At 70.8% G+C, this 15379-nt stretch carries 15 protein-coding genes; 8 read left to right on the forward strand and 7 right to left on the reverse strand.

Annotation, left to right across the window (positions count from 1 at the left end):
- Positions 1–36 precede the first annotated feature (36 nt).
- Positions 37–435, reverse strand: coding sequence for a DUF5313 domain-containing protein (locus tag ACOCEP_RS25965; RefSeq protein ID WP_482331596.1), 399 nt, complete (start codon positions 433–435; stop codon positions 37–39).
- 104 nt (positions 436–539) lie between these two features.
- Between ACOCEP_RS25965 and ACOCEP_RS25970 the strand changes: the two genes are divergently transcribed.
- Complete coding sequence (locus ACOCEP_RS25970) at positions 540–983, forward strand: MarR family winged helix-turn-helix transcriptional regulator (RefSeq protein WP_073847073.1); 444 nt, start codon at positions 540–542, stop codon at positions 981–983.
- Positions 984–1083: 100 nt separating this feature from the next.
- Positions 1084–1515, forward strand: coding sequence for a DUF6292 family protein (locus ACOCEP_RS25975; RefSeq protein WP_482331597.1), 432 nt, complete (start codon positions 1084–1086; stop codon positions 1513–1515).
- Here the strand turns inward: ACOCEP_RS25975 and ACOCEP_RS25980 are convergent, their stop codons facing one another.
- A complete protein-coding gene (locus ACOCEP_RS25980) occupies positions 1516–2028 on the reverse strand; it encodes a YceI family protein (RefSeq protein WP_482331598.1) in 513 nt (170 codons plus the stop codon).
- The gene (locus tag ACOCEP_RS25985; protein ID WP_482331599.1) at positions 2025–2621 is read right to left on the reverse strand and encodes a hypothetical protein; all 597 of its coding nucleotides are present in this window, start codon (positions 2619–2621) and stop codon (positions 2025–2027) included. The genes ACOCEP_RS25980 and ACOCEP_RS25985 overlap by 4 nt, the downstream gene beginning before the upstream one ends.
- Positions 2622–2731: 110 nt before the next feature.
- Between ACOCEP_RS25985 and ACOCEP_RS25990 the strand changes: the two genes are divergently transcribed.
- The gene (locus tag ACOCEP_RS25990) at positions 2732–5443 is read left to right on the forward strand and encodes an ATP-binding protein (protein WP_482331600.1); all 2712 of its coding nucleotides are present in this window, start codon (positions 2732–2734) and stop codon (positions 5441–5443) included.
- Here ACOCEP_RS25990 and ACOCEP_RS25995 read toward each other — a convergent pair.
- On the reverse strand, positions 5433–6179 hold the full coding sequence (locus ACOCEP_RS25995; protein ID WP_482331601.1) for a thioesterase II family protein: 747 nt from the start codon (positions 6177–6179) through the stop codon (positions 5433–5435). The two genes, ACOCEP_RS25990 and ACOCEP_RS25995, sit on opposite strands and share 11 nt — an antisense overlap.
- A gap of 122 nt (positions 6180–6301) precedes the next feature.
- On the opposite strand from ACOCEP_RS25995, the gene ACOCEP_RS26000 reads away from it, so the two are divergent.
- Positions 6302–7192 carry a TIGR03854 family LLM class F420-dependent oxidoreductase gene (locus ACOCEP_RS26000; RefSeq protein WP_482331603.1) on the forward strand — a complete coding sequence of 297 codons (891 nt, stop codon included), beginning with the start codon at positions 6302–6304 and terminating at the stop codon, positions 7190–7192.
- Here ACOCEP_RS26000 and ACOCEP_RS26005 read toward each other — a convergent pair.
- Positions 7189–8709 (reverse strand): MDR family MFS transporter, encoded by a 1521-nt coding sequence (locus tag ACOCEP_RS26005; RefSeq protein WP_482331604.1) that lies wholly within the window; start codon positions 8707–8709, stop codon positions 7189–7191. The genes ACOCEP_RS26000 and ACOCEP_RS26005 overlap by 4 nt on opposite strands.
- Positions 8710–8820: 111 nt before the next feature.
- Here ACOCEP_RS26005 and ACOCEP_RS26010 point away from each other — a divergent pair, with 111 nt between their 5' ends.
- Genes ACOCEP_RS26010 through ligD form a run of 3 tightly spaced genes read left to right on the forward strand, consistent with a single transcriptional unit; the run spans position 8821 to position 12097 of the window.
- Complete coding sequence (locus tag ACOCEP_RS26010) at positions 8821–9993, forward strand: DUF1015 family protein (protein WP_482331605.1); 1173 nt, start codon at positions 8821–8823, stop codon at positions 9991–9993.
- Between the two features lie 20 nt (positions 9994–10013).
- Positions 10014–11093, forward strand: a complete 1080-nt coding sequence (locus ACOCEP_RS26015; protein ID WP_482331606.1) for an ATP-dependent DNA ligase — start codon at positions 10014–10016, stop codon at positions 11091–11093.
- Positions 11090–12097 carry a non-homologous end-joining DNA ligase gene (gene ligD / locus ACOCEP_RS26020; RefSeq protein ID WP_482331607.1) on the forward strand — a complete coding sequence of 336 codons (1008 nt, stop codon included), beginning with the start codon at positions 11090–11092 and terminating at the stop codon, positions 12095–12097. Before ACOCEP_RS26015 ends, ligD begins: the two co-directional genes overlap by 4 nt.
- A gap of 61 nt (positions 12098–12158) precedes the next feature.
- Here the strand turns inward: ligD and ACOCEP_RS26025 are convergent, their stop codons facing one another.
- Both ACOCEP_RS26025 and ACOCEP_RS26030 read right to left on the reverse strand, forming a co-directional pair.
- Complete coding sequence (locus tag ACOCEP_RS26025) at positions 12159–12425, reverse strand: hypothetical protein (RefSeq protein WP_482331608.1); 267 nt, start codon at positions 12423–12425, stop codon at positions 12159–12161.
- Positions 12426–12710: 285 nt separating this feature from the next.
- The gene (locus ACOCEP_RS26030; protein ID WP_482331609.1) at positions 12711–13727 is read right to left on the reverse strand and encodes a CobW family GTP-binding protein; all 1017 of its coding nucleotides are present in this window, start codon (positions 13725–13727) and stop codon (positions 12711–12713) included.
- 377 nt (positions 13728–14104) lie between these two features.
- Between ACOCEP_RS26030 and ACOCEP_RS26035 the strand changes: the two genes are divergently transcribed.
- Complete coding sequence (locus tag ACOCEP_RS26035; protein ID WP_482331610.1) at positions 14105–15313, forward strand: nitric oxide synthase oxygenase; 1209 nt, start codon at positions 14105–14107, stop codon at positions 15311–15313.
- The last annotated feature ends 66 nt before the right edge of the window (positions 15314–15379 follow it).

A 15379-nucleotide genomic window follows, 5' to 3' on the forward strand; every position in this document is an offset into this window, starting at 1 on the left:
CACCGGGCGGAGCGGAGGCGAAGGTGCCTCAGCGGATCAGGAGCCGGCCTGGTCCCGGTACCGCGCCAGGTACCGCTCGGTCACCTCGGCTTCCGCGATCGCGTCCGCCTCCGCGCGCGTCCGGCGCCCGATACCCGGCGGGAAGCCGTTCTTGGCGAGCCGGTGCTCGATGCTCTCCTCCATGTACGCCATCGAGTAGAAGTACGCGACGAGCGCCGCCATCAGCACGATCGCCAGCCGCAGGGTGAGCGGGCCGGGCAGGAGCAGCCACACGGCGCAGAGCGGGGCGATCATCACCGTGCTGCGGGCGACGTGCCGCCAGCGCCAGCTTCCCGTGGTCGCGTCGTGGAGGATCCACGCGTGGTAGCGCTCGGGCAGCCTGCCACCGAGTGAGTACCACAGCCAGCGGAACACGTCCGGGCGCTTGCGGGGCATCGGGCGACTCCTTCCGTCGATACCATCACAGTACACTAATGATTAGTACGCTAAACATTAGCGTCGCCGCTAGGATCGGCGGCATGAACTCGGAGGGGCCGGAGATGAAGTCGATCGATCTGGGCGAGGACCCGCTCGCGCTGGAGCGTCAGGTCTGTTTCGCGCTGTCGGTCGCGTCGCGCAGCGTGATCGCCATCTACCGTCCGCTGCTGGAACCCCACGGGCTCACCCATCCGCAGTACCTCGTCATGCTGGCGCTGTGGGAGCGTGGACCGCAGGCCGTCAAGGACCTGAGTGTCGCTCTGCGGGCCGAGCCCGCGACGCTGTCACCGCTGCTCAAGCGCCTGGAGACGATCGGATACGTCACGCGCAGGCGCAGCTCCGAGGACGAGCGGCTGCTGACGGTCGAGTTGACGGAATCCGGTCGCGCCTTGCGCGCGGAGGCGGAAAAGATCCCGTACCGCGTCGTGGAGAAGCTCGGAATGGAGGTCTCCGAGCTGGAGGCGCTGCACAAGGCGCTGACCCGCGTCATCGAAGCCACGGCTTGAGCGAACCGAAACCGTGGTGTGACGAAATGAGGGTGTGAAGCCGCTCCGGGGTGGGTAATTCCCGTCACGCCAACTCAAAGTGACAGGAAGATGAGGGACCGTGACCACCTCGACCCCCGCGCCCACGGAAGCAGGTCTGGAGCTCACCACCAGGCTGAACGCCTACCTGGAGGACGTGGCCGCGGCACTGGGGATACGGATGGAGGCGTCCACGGTCGACCTCACCGGTCCGGTCACCGCCCGGATGAGGCTCAACTGGCGTCTTCCCGGCTTCCCCGAGCGCGACGTCGACCTGATGTGGCACGAGGAACACGGCTGGTCGGCCGCCGTGGCGACGCATTCCGACGACGATCACCACGTCGTCGTCGCCTACCTCGGCGGCCGGACGGTGGCGTCGCAGCCGCGGCTGGTCGCCAGGTTCGCCGAAACCCTCCGCACCGGCGACCACCAGGACTGCTGGCCCGGCGCGCCGACGCTGCGCACCGCCGGCGGGCCGTCCGCGCTCGCCAAGGAGCTTTCCGCCTGGGCCTGATCACGCGGGTGGCGCGAGGACCACGTCGAGCGCGATCGTGATCTCCCGGCCGATGAGGAGCCTCGGCGCGCGGAGACCGATCGCCCGCCGGTCGAAGACGCCGCCGGCGACCACCCGCCAGGTGCCGTCGCCGTTGTCCACCGGCCCGGTCCCGGTCATGGTCAGGGGGCAGGACTCACCTCTCGCTCCGAGGGAGCCGTGGACCGACCACTCGTCCGGGCCGCCCTCGACCAGGTCGGCCGCGAAGGTCAGCACGGGATGCGCGTCGATCGCCAGCAGACCCGGTTCGCGCAGGTCGGCGTCGCGTTTGGCGTTGCCGGTGTCGATGCCGTCGAGGTCCAGCGCGGCCTCGACGGCGGTGACACCGTCCGCGGAGACCCGCACCGAACCCAGGCTGACCGGGATCGAGCCGTGGACCACGCGGAAGCCGAAGTTCCGGACGGTGAACGTGGCCGAGGTCCGTTCGGCGAGCACGGTCCAGGTGCCGACGCGCGCGGACGTCCCGGCGGTCACCGCGGCTCACCCACCAGGCCGAGCGAGGGCAGGGACGTGTGGAGCACGCGGTGGACGTCGATCCGGTCCGGGCCCGGCAGCAGCGCGGGATCCTCGCCGGGCAGCAGTTCCGTGCTCATGATCGCCTTCTGGACGGCTTCCATCGCCTCGATCGACCCGGTGAAGCCGAGGACGAGCATGGACCGGTCGTCGGCGGTGAGGACGTAGAAGCCGCCCACCCCGTCGAGTCCCCGGACCGCGGGCCGGATCCGTTCGCGCCCGCCGAACCGCGCGGCGTCGGCCTGGGCCTGGGTGAGCGGCCGGTCGAACCAGGTCGCCTGCGCGATCCTGGGCTCGGCCGCGCCGCCTTCGACGTCGGAGACCTCGAAGACGCGCGCGTCGAAGGTGCCGGGGGCGCGCCGATCGGCGGCGGCGAGCGCGGACCCGCGGTCGCGCCACACCGCGACGACGAGCCCGGTCAGGCCGCCGACCTGGGCGAGGGTGCAGGTCCCGGGCGATCCGGTGCCGGGGTGGAGTTCGGCGGCGAGGGCGTGGCCCCAGCCCGCGGACTCGTCGGCGTGCGAACGCCGGAACTGGTGGACGGTGGCGTACATGGGCTTTCCTTTCCGTCGGACACGCCGACTCTGCGCTTCCGGCCACCTCCGGACATCAGTGCCAGTACGCAATGCGGTACGGAATCGGTCCACGGAGCGATACTCCTTTCGTGGACCGGGAACCGTTCGTGGGCCGGGTGGCCGAGCTGGCGAGTCTGCGCGACAGGCTCGCGGACGCCGCCGCGGGTTCCGGCGGGCTCGTGCTGGTCTCGGGGCCGCCAGGGATCGGCAAGACCAGGCTGGTCGAGGAGGCGGTGGCCGCGGCGCCCGCGGTCGTGTGGGGCCGGTGCGCCGACGATCCGGGAGCGCCGCCGCTGTGGCCGTGGCGGCGCGTCGTCGAGGCGCTGCCGTCGGTCGATTCGGCCGTGACGGCCGCGTTCGCCGAGGCCGAGGGCGTGGCCGACGTCCAGGCCGCACGGTTCCGGCTGGTCGCCGCCGCGTCGGACGCACTGGTGGCCGCCGCGGAACCGGCGGGCCTGGTCGTCGTCCTGGAGGATCTGCACTGGGCGGACGAGGCGTCCTTGCGCCTGCTGCGGCATCTGGCGGGGGAGCTGCGGCGTTCGAAGCTGGTCGTGATCGCGACGTATCGCGACACCGGGCACACACCGGCGCTCGACGCGGCCCTGCCGGATCTCCTGCGCCGTCCGGGCGCGCGGAGCGTCTCGCTGCCGCCGTTGGCCGAGCCCGAAGCCCGGAGACTCCTCACCGGGCTGGCGGAGGAGGAAGCACGCGAGGCGTATCGCCGGTCCGGCGGGAACCCGCTCTACCTCGGCGCGATCGCCCGTTCGGCGGGCGGAGCGGAACTCGGCCATCTCGTGCGTGCCACGGTGGCGGCGCTCGGGCCGGAGGTTCGGCGGCTGCTCGCCATCGCGGCGGTGATCGGCGAGGACGTCGAAGCGGCCATTCTCGCGGAGGTGTCCGGCCTGCCGCCCGGAGCGGTGACGGACGGGCTCGATCAAGCCGCGAAGGCCGGGGTGCTGGGCGACGGGCGGTTCGCCCACGCAGTCGTCCGCGACGGCGTCTACGCGGATCTCGGGCGAACCGAGCGGGAGGCGTTGCACGGTCGCGTGGCGGCCACGCTCGAAGAACGTGCCCGGCGCGATCCGGCGCTCGCCGGGACCGTCGCGGGGCACTGGCTGCGCTCGGCGTCCGCGCCGGAGAAGACGGCGGAGTGGGCGGCGATCGCGGCCGTGGAGGCGAACCGGGCGCTGGCCTTCGACGAGGCCGCGCGCTTCCTCGCGATCGCGCTGGACGCCCGCGCCAGGACTGGACTGTCCGAAGTGGACCGTGCCGGTCTGCTGCTCGACCTCGCCGTCGCCGAATACCGGACCGGCCGGTTCGCGCGAAGTCTCGACCACGCGCGGCAGGCCGCCGACGCCGGGCTGCTCGCCCGCGCGGCGCTGGTGGTCCGCGATGTCGCGGCACCGGATCTCCTGCCGGGTATCCGGGAGCTGGCCTCCCGCGCACTCGCCGCGGACGGCGTCGACCGGACGACGCGGGCACGTCTGCTGGCGCACAGCGCGTCGGTGGAAGCCGACTACGGCCGGTTCGCCGAAGCGGGGAAGCTCGCCGACGAGGCCTTCGCGCTCGCTGAGGATTCAGCTGATCCCGAAGCGCTGGTCGACGCCGTCCGCGCCCGGATGAAGGTCGCACCGGAGAAGCTGCCGTTACCCGAAAGGCTCCGGCTCGGAGCGCTGGCGGCCGAGCTGGGGACGCGGACCGGGCAACCGCTGGTTTCCTTGTGGGGCCACAAATGGCGGATCGACGCGGCCCTGGAGGACGGGCGGATGGCGCTCGTCGACGACGAGCTCGTCGCGGTGACGGCGCTGGCACGGCTGACGAGGCTGCCGCTGGTCCGCTGGCACGACCTGCGGCTGCGCAGTTCGGTGCTGGTGCTGCGCGGAGATCTGGCCGAGGCGCGCGAGCTCGACCTCGCGGCGGAGGAACTGGCGGACACCGAACTCGCGGACGACTTCTCCGCGAAAGGGATGTCCTACGCCTTCCGCACCCAGCTCGTGCTGCTCACGGGTGATCCCGGCGATCTCCGAGGGGATTACGCGAGCCTGCTGGAGCGGGCCCCGCATCTGCCGGTCACCTTGGTCTCCCGTCCGTTGCTGAGCCTGATCAACGGCGACCTCGACGAGGCTCGGGTCCGGTACGAGCAGCTGGTCCCGCTGGTGCGGAGCCCGGAATTCGCCTTGCACACCACCGGTGCGCTGCCCAATCTGGTGCCGCTGGTCGAAGCCTTCCACGACACCGCCATGGCGGAATACCTGTTGCGGCGCCTCGAAGAAGTGCGGCCGATCGTGTCCGGTGGCGCCGGCGTCTTCTGCACCGGTTCGACCCTTGAGCAGCCGGCCCGCCTCAACGCCGTGCTGGGCCGCCACGACGACGCGGTGCGGTTGTACGAGCGGACGATCGCCGTCAACGAAGCCATCGGCGCCCGGCCCGGTGTCGCACAGGCGAGGTTGCTGCTCGCCGAAACGCTGGTCGCCCGGGGTGATCTCGTTCGCGCGCAAGGGATCGTGCGCGACGCGCTCGACGAGTTCCGGCGCCTGGGCCTGCCGGGACCGCTCGCGCGGGCGGCGGCGCTGCTCGACCGGATCCGCGCCGGGCGCCGCGCCGCCGACCCGCTCACCGGCCGGGAACGCGAGATCGTCGCCCTGCTCGCCGACGCGCTGAGCAACCGCCGGATCGCCGAGAAGCTGGTGCTTTCCGAACGTACGGTGGAAAGCCACGTCCGGAGCATCCTGGCGAAACTGGGCCTGGCGAACCGGACCGAGGTCGTCGCGTGGGCGAGCAGGGAAGGTCTCAGGGACTGACGGTCAGCTTGCCGAGGATGCGCGCGGCGACGGTGTCGAGGTTGGCTTCGAGGAAGAAGTGACCACCCTCGAACACCTCCGTCTCGAACGAGCCGGTGGTGTGTTCACGCCAGTTTTCGACGTCCGGCAGGTGCAGGACCGGGTCCGCGTTCCCGGCGAGCGCAACGATCGGGCAGCTCACGTCGGGACCGGGCCGGTAGCGATAGGTTTCGACGGCCTTGTAGTCGCCGCGCAACGCGGGCAACGCGAGCGCGCGGATGTCCGGGTCGGCGAAGATCGTGGGGTCCGTGCCGCCGAGACGGCTCACCTCGGCGAGGAAGGTGTCGTCGTCGGCGAGATGGTGCGACTTCTCCTTCTGGATATCGGGGCCGCGGCGGGCCGAGACGAACAACGCCGCCGGGACGATCCCCCGTGCTTCGAGCCGCCGGGCGACCTCGAAGCCGACGATCGCGCCCATGCTGTGCCCGAAGAGGGCGAAGGGACGCGGGAGCGCGGCGGCGACGTCCACCAGGCGCTCGGCCAGGACGTGAACGTCGTCGATCACCGGCTCGCCCATCCGGTCCTGCCGTCCCGGGTACTGGGCGGTGTGCACCTCGATCGCGGGCGAGAGGGCCGCCGAAAACGAGCGGTACGCGCTCGCCGAGCCACCCGCGTGCGGGAACGCGAGGAGCCGCATCCCGGCCGACGGCGCCCGGTGGAAGCATCGCGTCCAGCTCTGCGGAGCCTGCCCTGCCATCGAAAAATCCCCCATTCCGTGCGGGAGCGGCCCGCACGACAGTGGAATGTACGGGGGATTCGCGGAATGAGTCCATGCTTGTGCGGGGTTGTTCACGCTGGGGGCACGGGAAAGGAGCGAGTGTGGCGGAGGATCTGAAGATCAGGATCGGTGCCGGGCTGGGGAGCGGGACGGCGCCAGGGGAGTTCGGCGCGGCGGTCGACCTGCTGGAACGGGCCGGCGTCGATTCGCTCTGGCTGCCCGAGGCGGTGTACTCGCCGCGGATCGACCCGGTCGTCGGGCTGACACACGCGCTCGCCCGCACCACGAAACTGAAGGTCGGCACCGGGGTGATGGTGCTGCCCGGCCGTGACCCGGTCCTGGTCGCGAAACAGCTCGCCTCCCTCGCCGCGCTCGCGCCGAAACGGGTCCTGCCGGTCTTCGGGCTGAAGCCCGCGCGCGACGCGGAACTGCCGTTGTTCCCGGTGCCGCCGGGCCGTCGCGCCGCGGTGTTCGACGAGTCGTTGCGGCTGATCAGGGCCTTGCTCGAACAGGAAGAGGTGACCTTCGAGGGCGAGTTCTTCCGCGTCGAGGGCACGGGTCTCGGCATGCCGCCGGTCAAGCGGCTCGACCTTTGGCTCGGCGGGAAGGCGCCAGGCGCGCTTAGACGAGTAGGCAGGCTCGCGGACGGCTGGCTGGCCAGTTTCCTCACGCCGGAAGACGCGCGTGCCGGCCGGGAGGCGATCCAGGAGGCCGCGGCCGAGGCCGGCCGGGAAATCGAGGCCGACCATTTCGGCGTCAGCCTCATCGTCGCGGAGGACGGGATCCCGGACGCGCTCGCGGCTTCGGTCGCGGCCCGGTCCGACGCGGATCCGTCCCGCCTGGTCGCGGGCGGCTGGCGCGCCGCCCGCGACCTGATCGCCGAGTACGTCGACGCCGGGCTGAGCAAGTTCGTGCTGTACCCGGCCGGGCCGGAGCCGATCGAGCGGTTCGTCGAGAACTTCGTCGAGCACGCCGTGCCGCTGCAGAACTAGTCGAACTTCAGCTCTTCGGTCCGCCGCGGCATCAGCAGCAGCGCGCCGACGCTGAGCACGGCGACCACCAGCATCACCAGGAAGACGTGGTGCGTGGCGTCCGCGAGGGCGCCGCGCACGAACGTCGTCGTCGGGGTGTCCGGGCCGTGCCCCTCCAGGACGACGCTCGTCGCGTCGACCCCGGACGGCAGCCCGGTGACCCCGGCGGGCGGGTTGGCGAAGCGGCTCGCCAGCGTGGCGTTCGCGATCGCGCCGAAGATCGCCACGCCCACGGCGCTGCCCAGCGAGCGGCTGAACATGTTCGTCGCGGTGACGACACCGCGCCGTTCCCACCCGATCGTGGACTGCACGGCGATCAAGGTCGGGCTCGACGCCAGGCCCAGCCCCAGGCCGAGGACGAACGCGGCCGCGGCCGCCAGCCAGATCGACGACCCGGCGGTCAGGAACACCGTGAGCGCCGCCCCCGCGATGACGATCCCGCTGCCGATCAGCGCGGTGTCCCGGAACCCGATCCGCATGTAGATCCGGCCGGCCAGCGACGCCGAGATCGGCCAGCCGACGGTCAGCGCCGCCAGCGCGAATCCGGCGACGAGCGCGCCCGTCCCGAGCACACCTTGCGAAAAGGTCGGCAGATACGAGGTGAGGCCCATCAGCAGCATGCCGACGACGACGGCGACCAGGTTCCCGCCGATCAGGGTCCGTTTGGTGAAGATCCACAGCGGCAGCACCGGCTCGTCGGCCTTGCGCTCCACGAACACGAACGCCACCAGCAGCACCACCGCGCCGCCGAAGATCCCCAGGCTCGGCGCGGACGCCCAGCCCCAGGCGACCCCGCCCTCCAGCAGGCCGAGGATCAGCAGCGAGCAGCCGAGGGTGAGCAGCGTGGCGCCGAGGTAGTCGATGCGGTGCGAGCGGCGCTCGACGCGTTCGCGGAAGTTCCGGAACAGCATCCACGCCGCCAGCGCGCCGAGCGGCAGGTTGATGAAGAAGATCCAGCGCCAGTCGAGGTACTCGGCGAACACCCCGCCGAGCGTCGGCCCGACCACCGACGAGATGGCCCACACGCTGGCGAGGTAGCCCTGCACCCTGGCGCGTTCCTCGACGGAGTACATGTCGCCGACCATGGTCAGCGCGATCGGCTGGATGGCGCCCGCCCCGATGCCCTGCACCGCGCGGGCGGCGATCAGCACCGGCATGCTCCAGGCCGCGCCGCAGAGCACCGAGCCCAGCAGGAACGCCGCGATCCCGAAGAACATCACCGGCCGCCTGCCGAGGACGTCGGCGAACTTGCCGTACAGCGGAACGGTGACCGCCTGGGTCAGCAGGTAGATCGAGAACAGCCACGGGAACTGCGAGAACCCGCCCAGATCGGCGACCACCGACGGCACCGCCGTGGCGATGATGGTCGAGTCCAGCGCGATCAGGCCGGAGCACAGCATCACGGCGATCAGGACGGGGCCGCGTTCGGACCGGAAGCCGACCCCTTCCTTCGTGGTGACCGGGGCCGGGGTCGTCATCTGTGGCGGTCTCCTCGGGCTCATGAACGTCGTCAACTACTTCGCATGGGTAAGCATTCCATGGAGACACCCGGTCATGGGACCGATTTTTTCCGTGAGCCATCCCGCAAAATGGATCGGATGAGCACCTGGATCCGCCCGATCGGCCGCGGCTGGGCCGTCCGCGACAGCGTCCCGGGGCCGGACGTCGACGAGTTCGCCGACCCGGACCGGGTGGAGGCCGCGCTCGCCGGGGCGCCCGGCGACAGCCTGCTGGCGGTCCAGCATCCGGCGAGGACGTCGGCCGCGCTGGCGGGCGGCCTCTCGATCGAGGCGGCGTTGCCGCAGGCCAGGGCTACGTTCGAGCGGATCCGGGAGCGGCACTACCGGCCGGTCGCCGACGTCGTCGCGCCGTATCGCATCGACGGGCCGGACGGGGTCGCGCTGGGCGTGCTGTGCCTGGTCGATCCGGCCGCGGTCCGCGACGACGGGGTGACCCGGGTGCGGCACACCGAGGACGTCTATCCGGACGTCGTCGCGGAGCGGGCGGCGATGCTGGCCGGGCTCGGTGTCGCGACGAGCGCCGCCATGCTGGTCCCCGCCACCGGCGGCCGCGGGCTGACCGCGCTGATCGAACGGATCTGCCGGGGACAGGTGCCCAGCCTGTCCACAGTGGACGGCGCGGGGCGCAAGCACGAACTGTGGCTCGTCGGTCCCGGCGGGAACCAGGACGAACTGCTGGCGGCCCTGGACGGCCTGGACCTGCTGGTCGCGGACGGCAACCACCGGGTCGCGGCCGCCGCGGCTTCGGGTCGCGGCGCGTTGCTGGCGCTGGTCACCGGCGGGCCGGGGCTGCGGATCGGGCCCATCCACCGGGTGCTCGCCGGCACCGGTCTCGACGCGGCCACCCTGGTCCGGCGCTGGACGGAGGCGGGGTTCGACGTCCATCCCGGTCCGCCGGGGCCGCCGGCCGAACCGGGTGAGGTGACCGTGCTGGCGGGCGGGTCGGCGTTCCGGGTGCCGCTCGGCAGGGCGGGCGGCGACCACGCGGTGGTGGAGCAGGAGCTGCTTCGCGGGGCGCTCGGCGTCGACCCGGAAGGGCCGAACGTGCGCCCGTTGCTGCCGGGCGTGCCGGTGCCCGAAGACGCGGACGCGGTGTTGCTGCTGGCCCCGGTCCCGTACGCGGAAGTGCTCGCCGTGCACGCGGCCGGGTCGCGGATGCCGAGGAAGGCCACCTACTTCACGCCGAAACCGCGGAGCGGGCTCCTGCTGGCCGAACTGGAGAAGTCGCGCTTTTGTCGGTGACGCGGCCTAGGATCGGCCTCGTGGAACTGCCCGTGATGCCACCCGTCAAGCCGATGCTGGCCAAGGCCGTGCACGAGCTGCCTCGCACGCCGGGGCTGCTCTACGAGCCGAAGTGGGACGGCTTCCGGTGCGTGGTCTTCCGCGACGGCGACGAGGTCGTGCTGGGCTCGCGCAACGACAGGCCGCTCACGAGGTACTTCCCCGAGCTGGTCGAGCTGCTGAAGGACGCCCTGCCCGAGCGCTGTGTCGTCGACGGCGAGATCGTGCTGGTCACCGAGGGCGGGCTCGACTTCGAGACGCTCCAGCTGCGCCTGCATCCGGCGGCGTCCCGGGTGAACAAGCTGGCGGCGGAGACGCCCGCCAGTTTCGTGGTGTTCGACCTGCTCGCGCTGGACGACCGGGATCTGACGCCCGAGCCGTTCGCGGAGCGGCGGAAGCTGCTCGAAGGCGTCGTCGACACGAAGCTCGCCCGGGTCCACCTCACCCCGCTGTCCGAGGATCCCGACGTCGCCCAGGACTGGTTCACCCGGTTCGAGGGCGCCGGTTTCGACGGCGTGATGGCCAAACCCGCCGACGCGCCGTACGAACAGGACAAGCGGGTGATGTGGAAGGTCAAGCACCAGCGGACGGCGGACTGTGTCGTCGCCGGATTCCGGTGGCACAAGGACGGCGCCGGCGTCGGGTCGCTGCTGCTCGGGCTCTACAACGACGAAGGTGTCCTCCACAGTGTGGGCGTGGCCAGCAGTTTCACCGCCGCGCGGCGTCGTGAGCTGGTGGACGAGCTCGCACCGCTTCGGGAGAACGCGCTGGAGAACCATCCGTGGCGCGAGTGGGCCGAGACCCACGAAGAGGCGGGCGGGCGCATGCCGGGCGCGGGGAGCCGGTGGGCGCCGCACAAGGACCTGAGCTGGGAGCCGCTCCGCGTCGAATGGGTCGCCGAAGTCCGCTATGAACACGTCGAGGGCACGAGGTTCCGGCACGGCGGGCGGCTCGTGCGCTTCCGCCCCGACCGCGAACCCGCCTCGTGCACGTACGCGCAGCTCGAAGAGGTCCCGCCCGCCGAGCTGGCCACCTTGTTCACCGAGCTGGGGGAGACATGAAGGCAGAGCCGGTCACGCTGGACCTCGACGGCGTCGAGTTCACGGTGTCCAATCCGGGCAAGGTCTACTTCCCGGAGAACGGCGAGACCAAATTGGACCTCGTCGAGTACTACCGCGCCGTCTCGGTGCCGCTGCTGGCGCAGCTCGGCGGCAGGCCCCTGCTGCTGGAACGCTATCCCGACGGCGCGGGCGGGAAGTCGTGGTTCCAGAAGCGGGTCCCGAAGAACGCGCCCGCCTGGCTGACCACGACGGTGGTGTCCACTCCGAACGGCACCACCTCGGACGCGCTCGTCGCCAAGGACCTCGCGCACATCATCTGGGCGGTGAACCAGGGCTGCCTCGGCTTCCACGTCTGGCCGAACCGGGCCGACGCGCTGGACATCAGCGACCAGCTCCGCATCGACCTCGACCCGTCGCCGGGGATCGGGTTCCCCGAGCTGCGGCACGGCGCCGTCCTGTCGAAGGCCCTGCTCGAAGAGCTGGGCATCACCGCGCAGCTGAAGACCTCGGGCTCGCGCGGTCTGCATCTCTACGTGCCGCTGGAACCGAAGTGGGACGGTTACGAGGTCCGCGCGGCCGCCGTGGCGCTCGCCCGCGAGCTCGAACGCCGCCACCCGGACGAGATGACGGCGCAGTGGTGGAAGGAAGAACGCGGCTCCCGCGTGTTCGTCGACTTCAACCAGAACGCGCCACACCGGACGGTGTTCGGCGCGTGGTGCGTCCGGCCCCGGGTCGGTGGGCAGGTTTCGACGCCGATCGGCTGGGACGAACTGGAGACCGTCGAGCCGGACAAGCTCACGCTGTCCACTGTGCCCGCTCTGCTCGCCGAACGCGGAGACCCTTGGGCGGGAACGGAACCCCAGTCGATCGAGCCGCTGCTCGCCATGTCCAGAAAGGACATGGCGAACGGTCTCATGGACGCGCCTTGGCCGCCCGTCTACCCGAAGATGCCGAACGAGCCGCCCCGGGTCGCGCCGAGCCGGGCCAAGAAAGACAGCGTTTAGTCCTCTGAATGCGGTGCTTGCGCTGGGCAACTACCGCATCTAGAGGACTAAACGCGTGGGGTTAGAGCGGCAGGTCGAAGGCGAGTTGCGTGTTCGCGGCGGGTTCGGCCTTGCGGGTGGACCGGTGGCCGGGGAGGGTCGCGGCGCAGCGGGGGCACGGGGCGACGTCGGTGGCGGTGAGATCGACCGGCGTCCAGAGCCGGGCTTCCTTTTCCCCGCAGGCGGAACGCCGGTAACGGAGGTCTTCGGAGCGGGTCATCAGATGCGCGGCGGGGGAGTCCTCCGGCAGCGCGCCGACCAGATACCAGCGTCCGGCGGTGTTCGTCATGGAACTGTCCTCCCGATACAGGTGGTCCAGCTCGAGATTCCTTCCGCAGGCCAGTGTCGGCGAGACACGCCGCGATCTTCGGTATTTCCGCCTTCGGCGTGTCTCGCGTGATCAGAGGCGTAACTCGCGTGCTTGGAGCCGTAACTCGCGTGTTTGGAGGCGTAACTCGCCGCCGGGACGAGTTACGCCCTCGATCACGTGAGATACGGGCTCAATCACGCGAGTTACGTCTCTGATCACGTGAGATGCGGGCCTGGACACGCGAGATCGGCGGCCTTCGGCGGGTCAGTCCTGAATGAACCGCAGCACGCGCAGCATGGCCCGGTCGTCGACGAGCCCGGGATCGTCCGCGACGCATGCTTCGAGGCGCGCGGTGACGGCCGCGGTGTCGATCCCGGAACCGATCAGCACCAGTTCGCTCCGGCGCGCCACGCCGGCGGGCCACACCGACCGGTCCAGCTGGATGAAGGAGCCGACGGTGTGCAGGCCGAACCGGGAGCGCGGGCCGTTCGGGCCGAAGTCGAGGAAACCCTTGATCCGGTAGAGCCCGCCGGGACGCTGTTCGAGGAAGTCCATCAGCCGTCGCGGGTCCAGCGGCCGTTCGGTGGTGAAGGCGACGCTGTCGTACGCGGTGTGGAAGTGGTGCTCGTGGTCGTGCTCCTCCTCGCGGAGGTCGTCGAACGACAACTGGCCCACTCGTTCGCGCGGCCGGGCGTCGAAGAACAGGGCAGGGTCGATCCGGCCGTGGGAGGTCGCGATCACCGGCGTGCCGGGTGCGATCTCGTCGATCGTGCCGCGCAGTTTGGCCAGGGTGTCCTCGTCGGCCCGGTCGGTCTTGTTGAGCACGACCAGGTCGGCGAACCCGAGGTGCTCGTCCAGCTCCGGATGCCGCTTCCTGGTCGACTCGAACTCGGCGGCGTCGACGAGTTCGACCAGGCCGCCGTAGGCGATGGCGGGGTTCTCGCTGGCGATCATCAGCCGGATGAGGTCACGCGGTTCGGCGAGCCCGCTGGCTTCGATCACGATGACGTCGATCCCGGCCTCGGCCTCGGAGAGCTTCGCGAGCATGGCGTCGAGCCCGCTCGCGTCCACGGCGCAGCACAGGCAGCCGTTGCCGAACGACATCATGGTGTCGACCTGGCCGGAGACGGCCATCGCGTCGACCGCGATGCTGCCGAAGTCGTTGACCACGACCCCGATCCGCGCGCCCTGCCGGTTGGCCAGCAGGTGGTTGAGCAGGGTGGTCTTGCCGGAGCCGAGGAAGCCCGCGACCAGGATGACCGGAATCCGCCTGTCGACCACGATTTTCCTTTCCGTCGGCGCTCTCCGCACTCTAGCGACGCCCGGAGCGGGCCAATACACCGGCACGGGGAAAGAACAGAAGGGCTCGTCGTCGAATACGCTCGAAAGAGTGATTAACGACGATCATAAAGTGATCTTGGCCGCGCGTGATCATTTCGCGTTGGGTCATTTCGGTGAATATCCTGCGAAGTCTTACGCAATTCCAAATATTGTCGTCTGCAAGCGTTCTAGCTGCGGAAATGTCACCATGGACGAAGCTTCTGCCATTTGGAGGATCGTGGCGGTCTTGCCGTGGGGTATCGTCTTTCGTCTGGTCCGGACCCGGCCATCTCGCCGATCAGGCATGATCTCTCCGGGCATTTCCGAGTGCAGGAGGAATGGTGATCGTTCCCGCCGCCGGTGCCGGCGTCGAATTCGGAGAGTGGGAAGCCGAGGTGGCGACGGCCTCCATGCGGGTGACGGATATCCCTCGCTTGCCTCCGGAGGTGGTGTCGCGGGAACGGAGCGTGGACGTCGCCGAGGCGGAGGACTTCCTTCGGCTCTTCCACGCCGAAACGGACGGCGGGCCGACGCGGCTACGCGAGCGGCTCGACCGGGTTCGCGCCGAAATCGGCGAGACCGGCACGTACCGGCAGACGACGGCCGAGGTCGAGTTCGGCGCGCGGGTCGCCTGGCGGAACTCCGCCCGGTGCATCGGCAGGTTGTACTGGCAGGGGCTGAGGGTGCGGGACCGCCGTGACGTCGCCGGAGCCGCCGCCATCGCCGAGGAGTGCGTCACCCATTTGCGGGAAGCGACCCGGGGCGGCCGGATCCGCCCGACCATCACCGTGTTCGCGCCGGACGGTCCGGCGGGGCCCGGGCCGAGGATCCACAACGACCAGCTCGTCCGGTACGCCGGCTACCGGCTGAGCGACGGCTCGGTGCTGGGCGATCCGCGCTACGCCGGCTTCACCGAAATCGTCCGGGAACACGGCTGGCGTCCGCCCGAGCGCAAAGGATCCTTCGACGTCCTTCCGTTGCTCATCGAATCCGGGCCGGGGGAGCGGCGCCTGTTCCGGCTGCCGCCGGACGCCGTGCTGGAGGTCCCGTTGTCGCATCCCGACCACCGCTGGTTCGCCGGGCTCGGGCTGCGCTGGCACGCGGTACCGGCGATCAGCGACATGCGCCTGGTCGTCGGCGGGATCACCTATCCGGCGGCGCCGTTCAACGGCTGGTATCTCGGCACCGAGATCGGCGCGCGCAACCTGGCCGACGCCGACCGCTACGACCTGCTGCCGGTGATCGCGGATCTGATGGGACTGTCGACGAAGTCGGAACGCACCCTGTGGCGCGACCGCGCGCTCGTCGAACTGACGCTGGCCGTCCAGCACTCCTTCGACGCGGCGGGCGTGACCGTCGCCGACCACCACACCGAATCACGGCGGTTCCTCACGCATGTCGCCAAGGAGGAGCGCGCGGGACGCCGTTGCCAGGCCGAGTGGAGCTGGATAGTCCCGCCGCTGTCCGGCGGGCAGACCGCCGTGTTCCACCGCTACTACGACGAACCCGATCCGGCGGCGAGACCGGCGTTCCTGCCTCCCGGGTAGCGCACCGACGGGTGAAGAGGTGAGCCGAATGCGGCGTGTCGATGGGCCGGCCGGTGGCTTGGCCGG

Source organism: Amycolatopsis sp. CA-211722 (assembly GCF_056828465.1).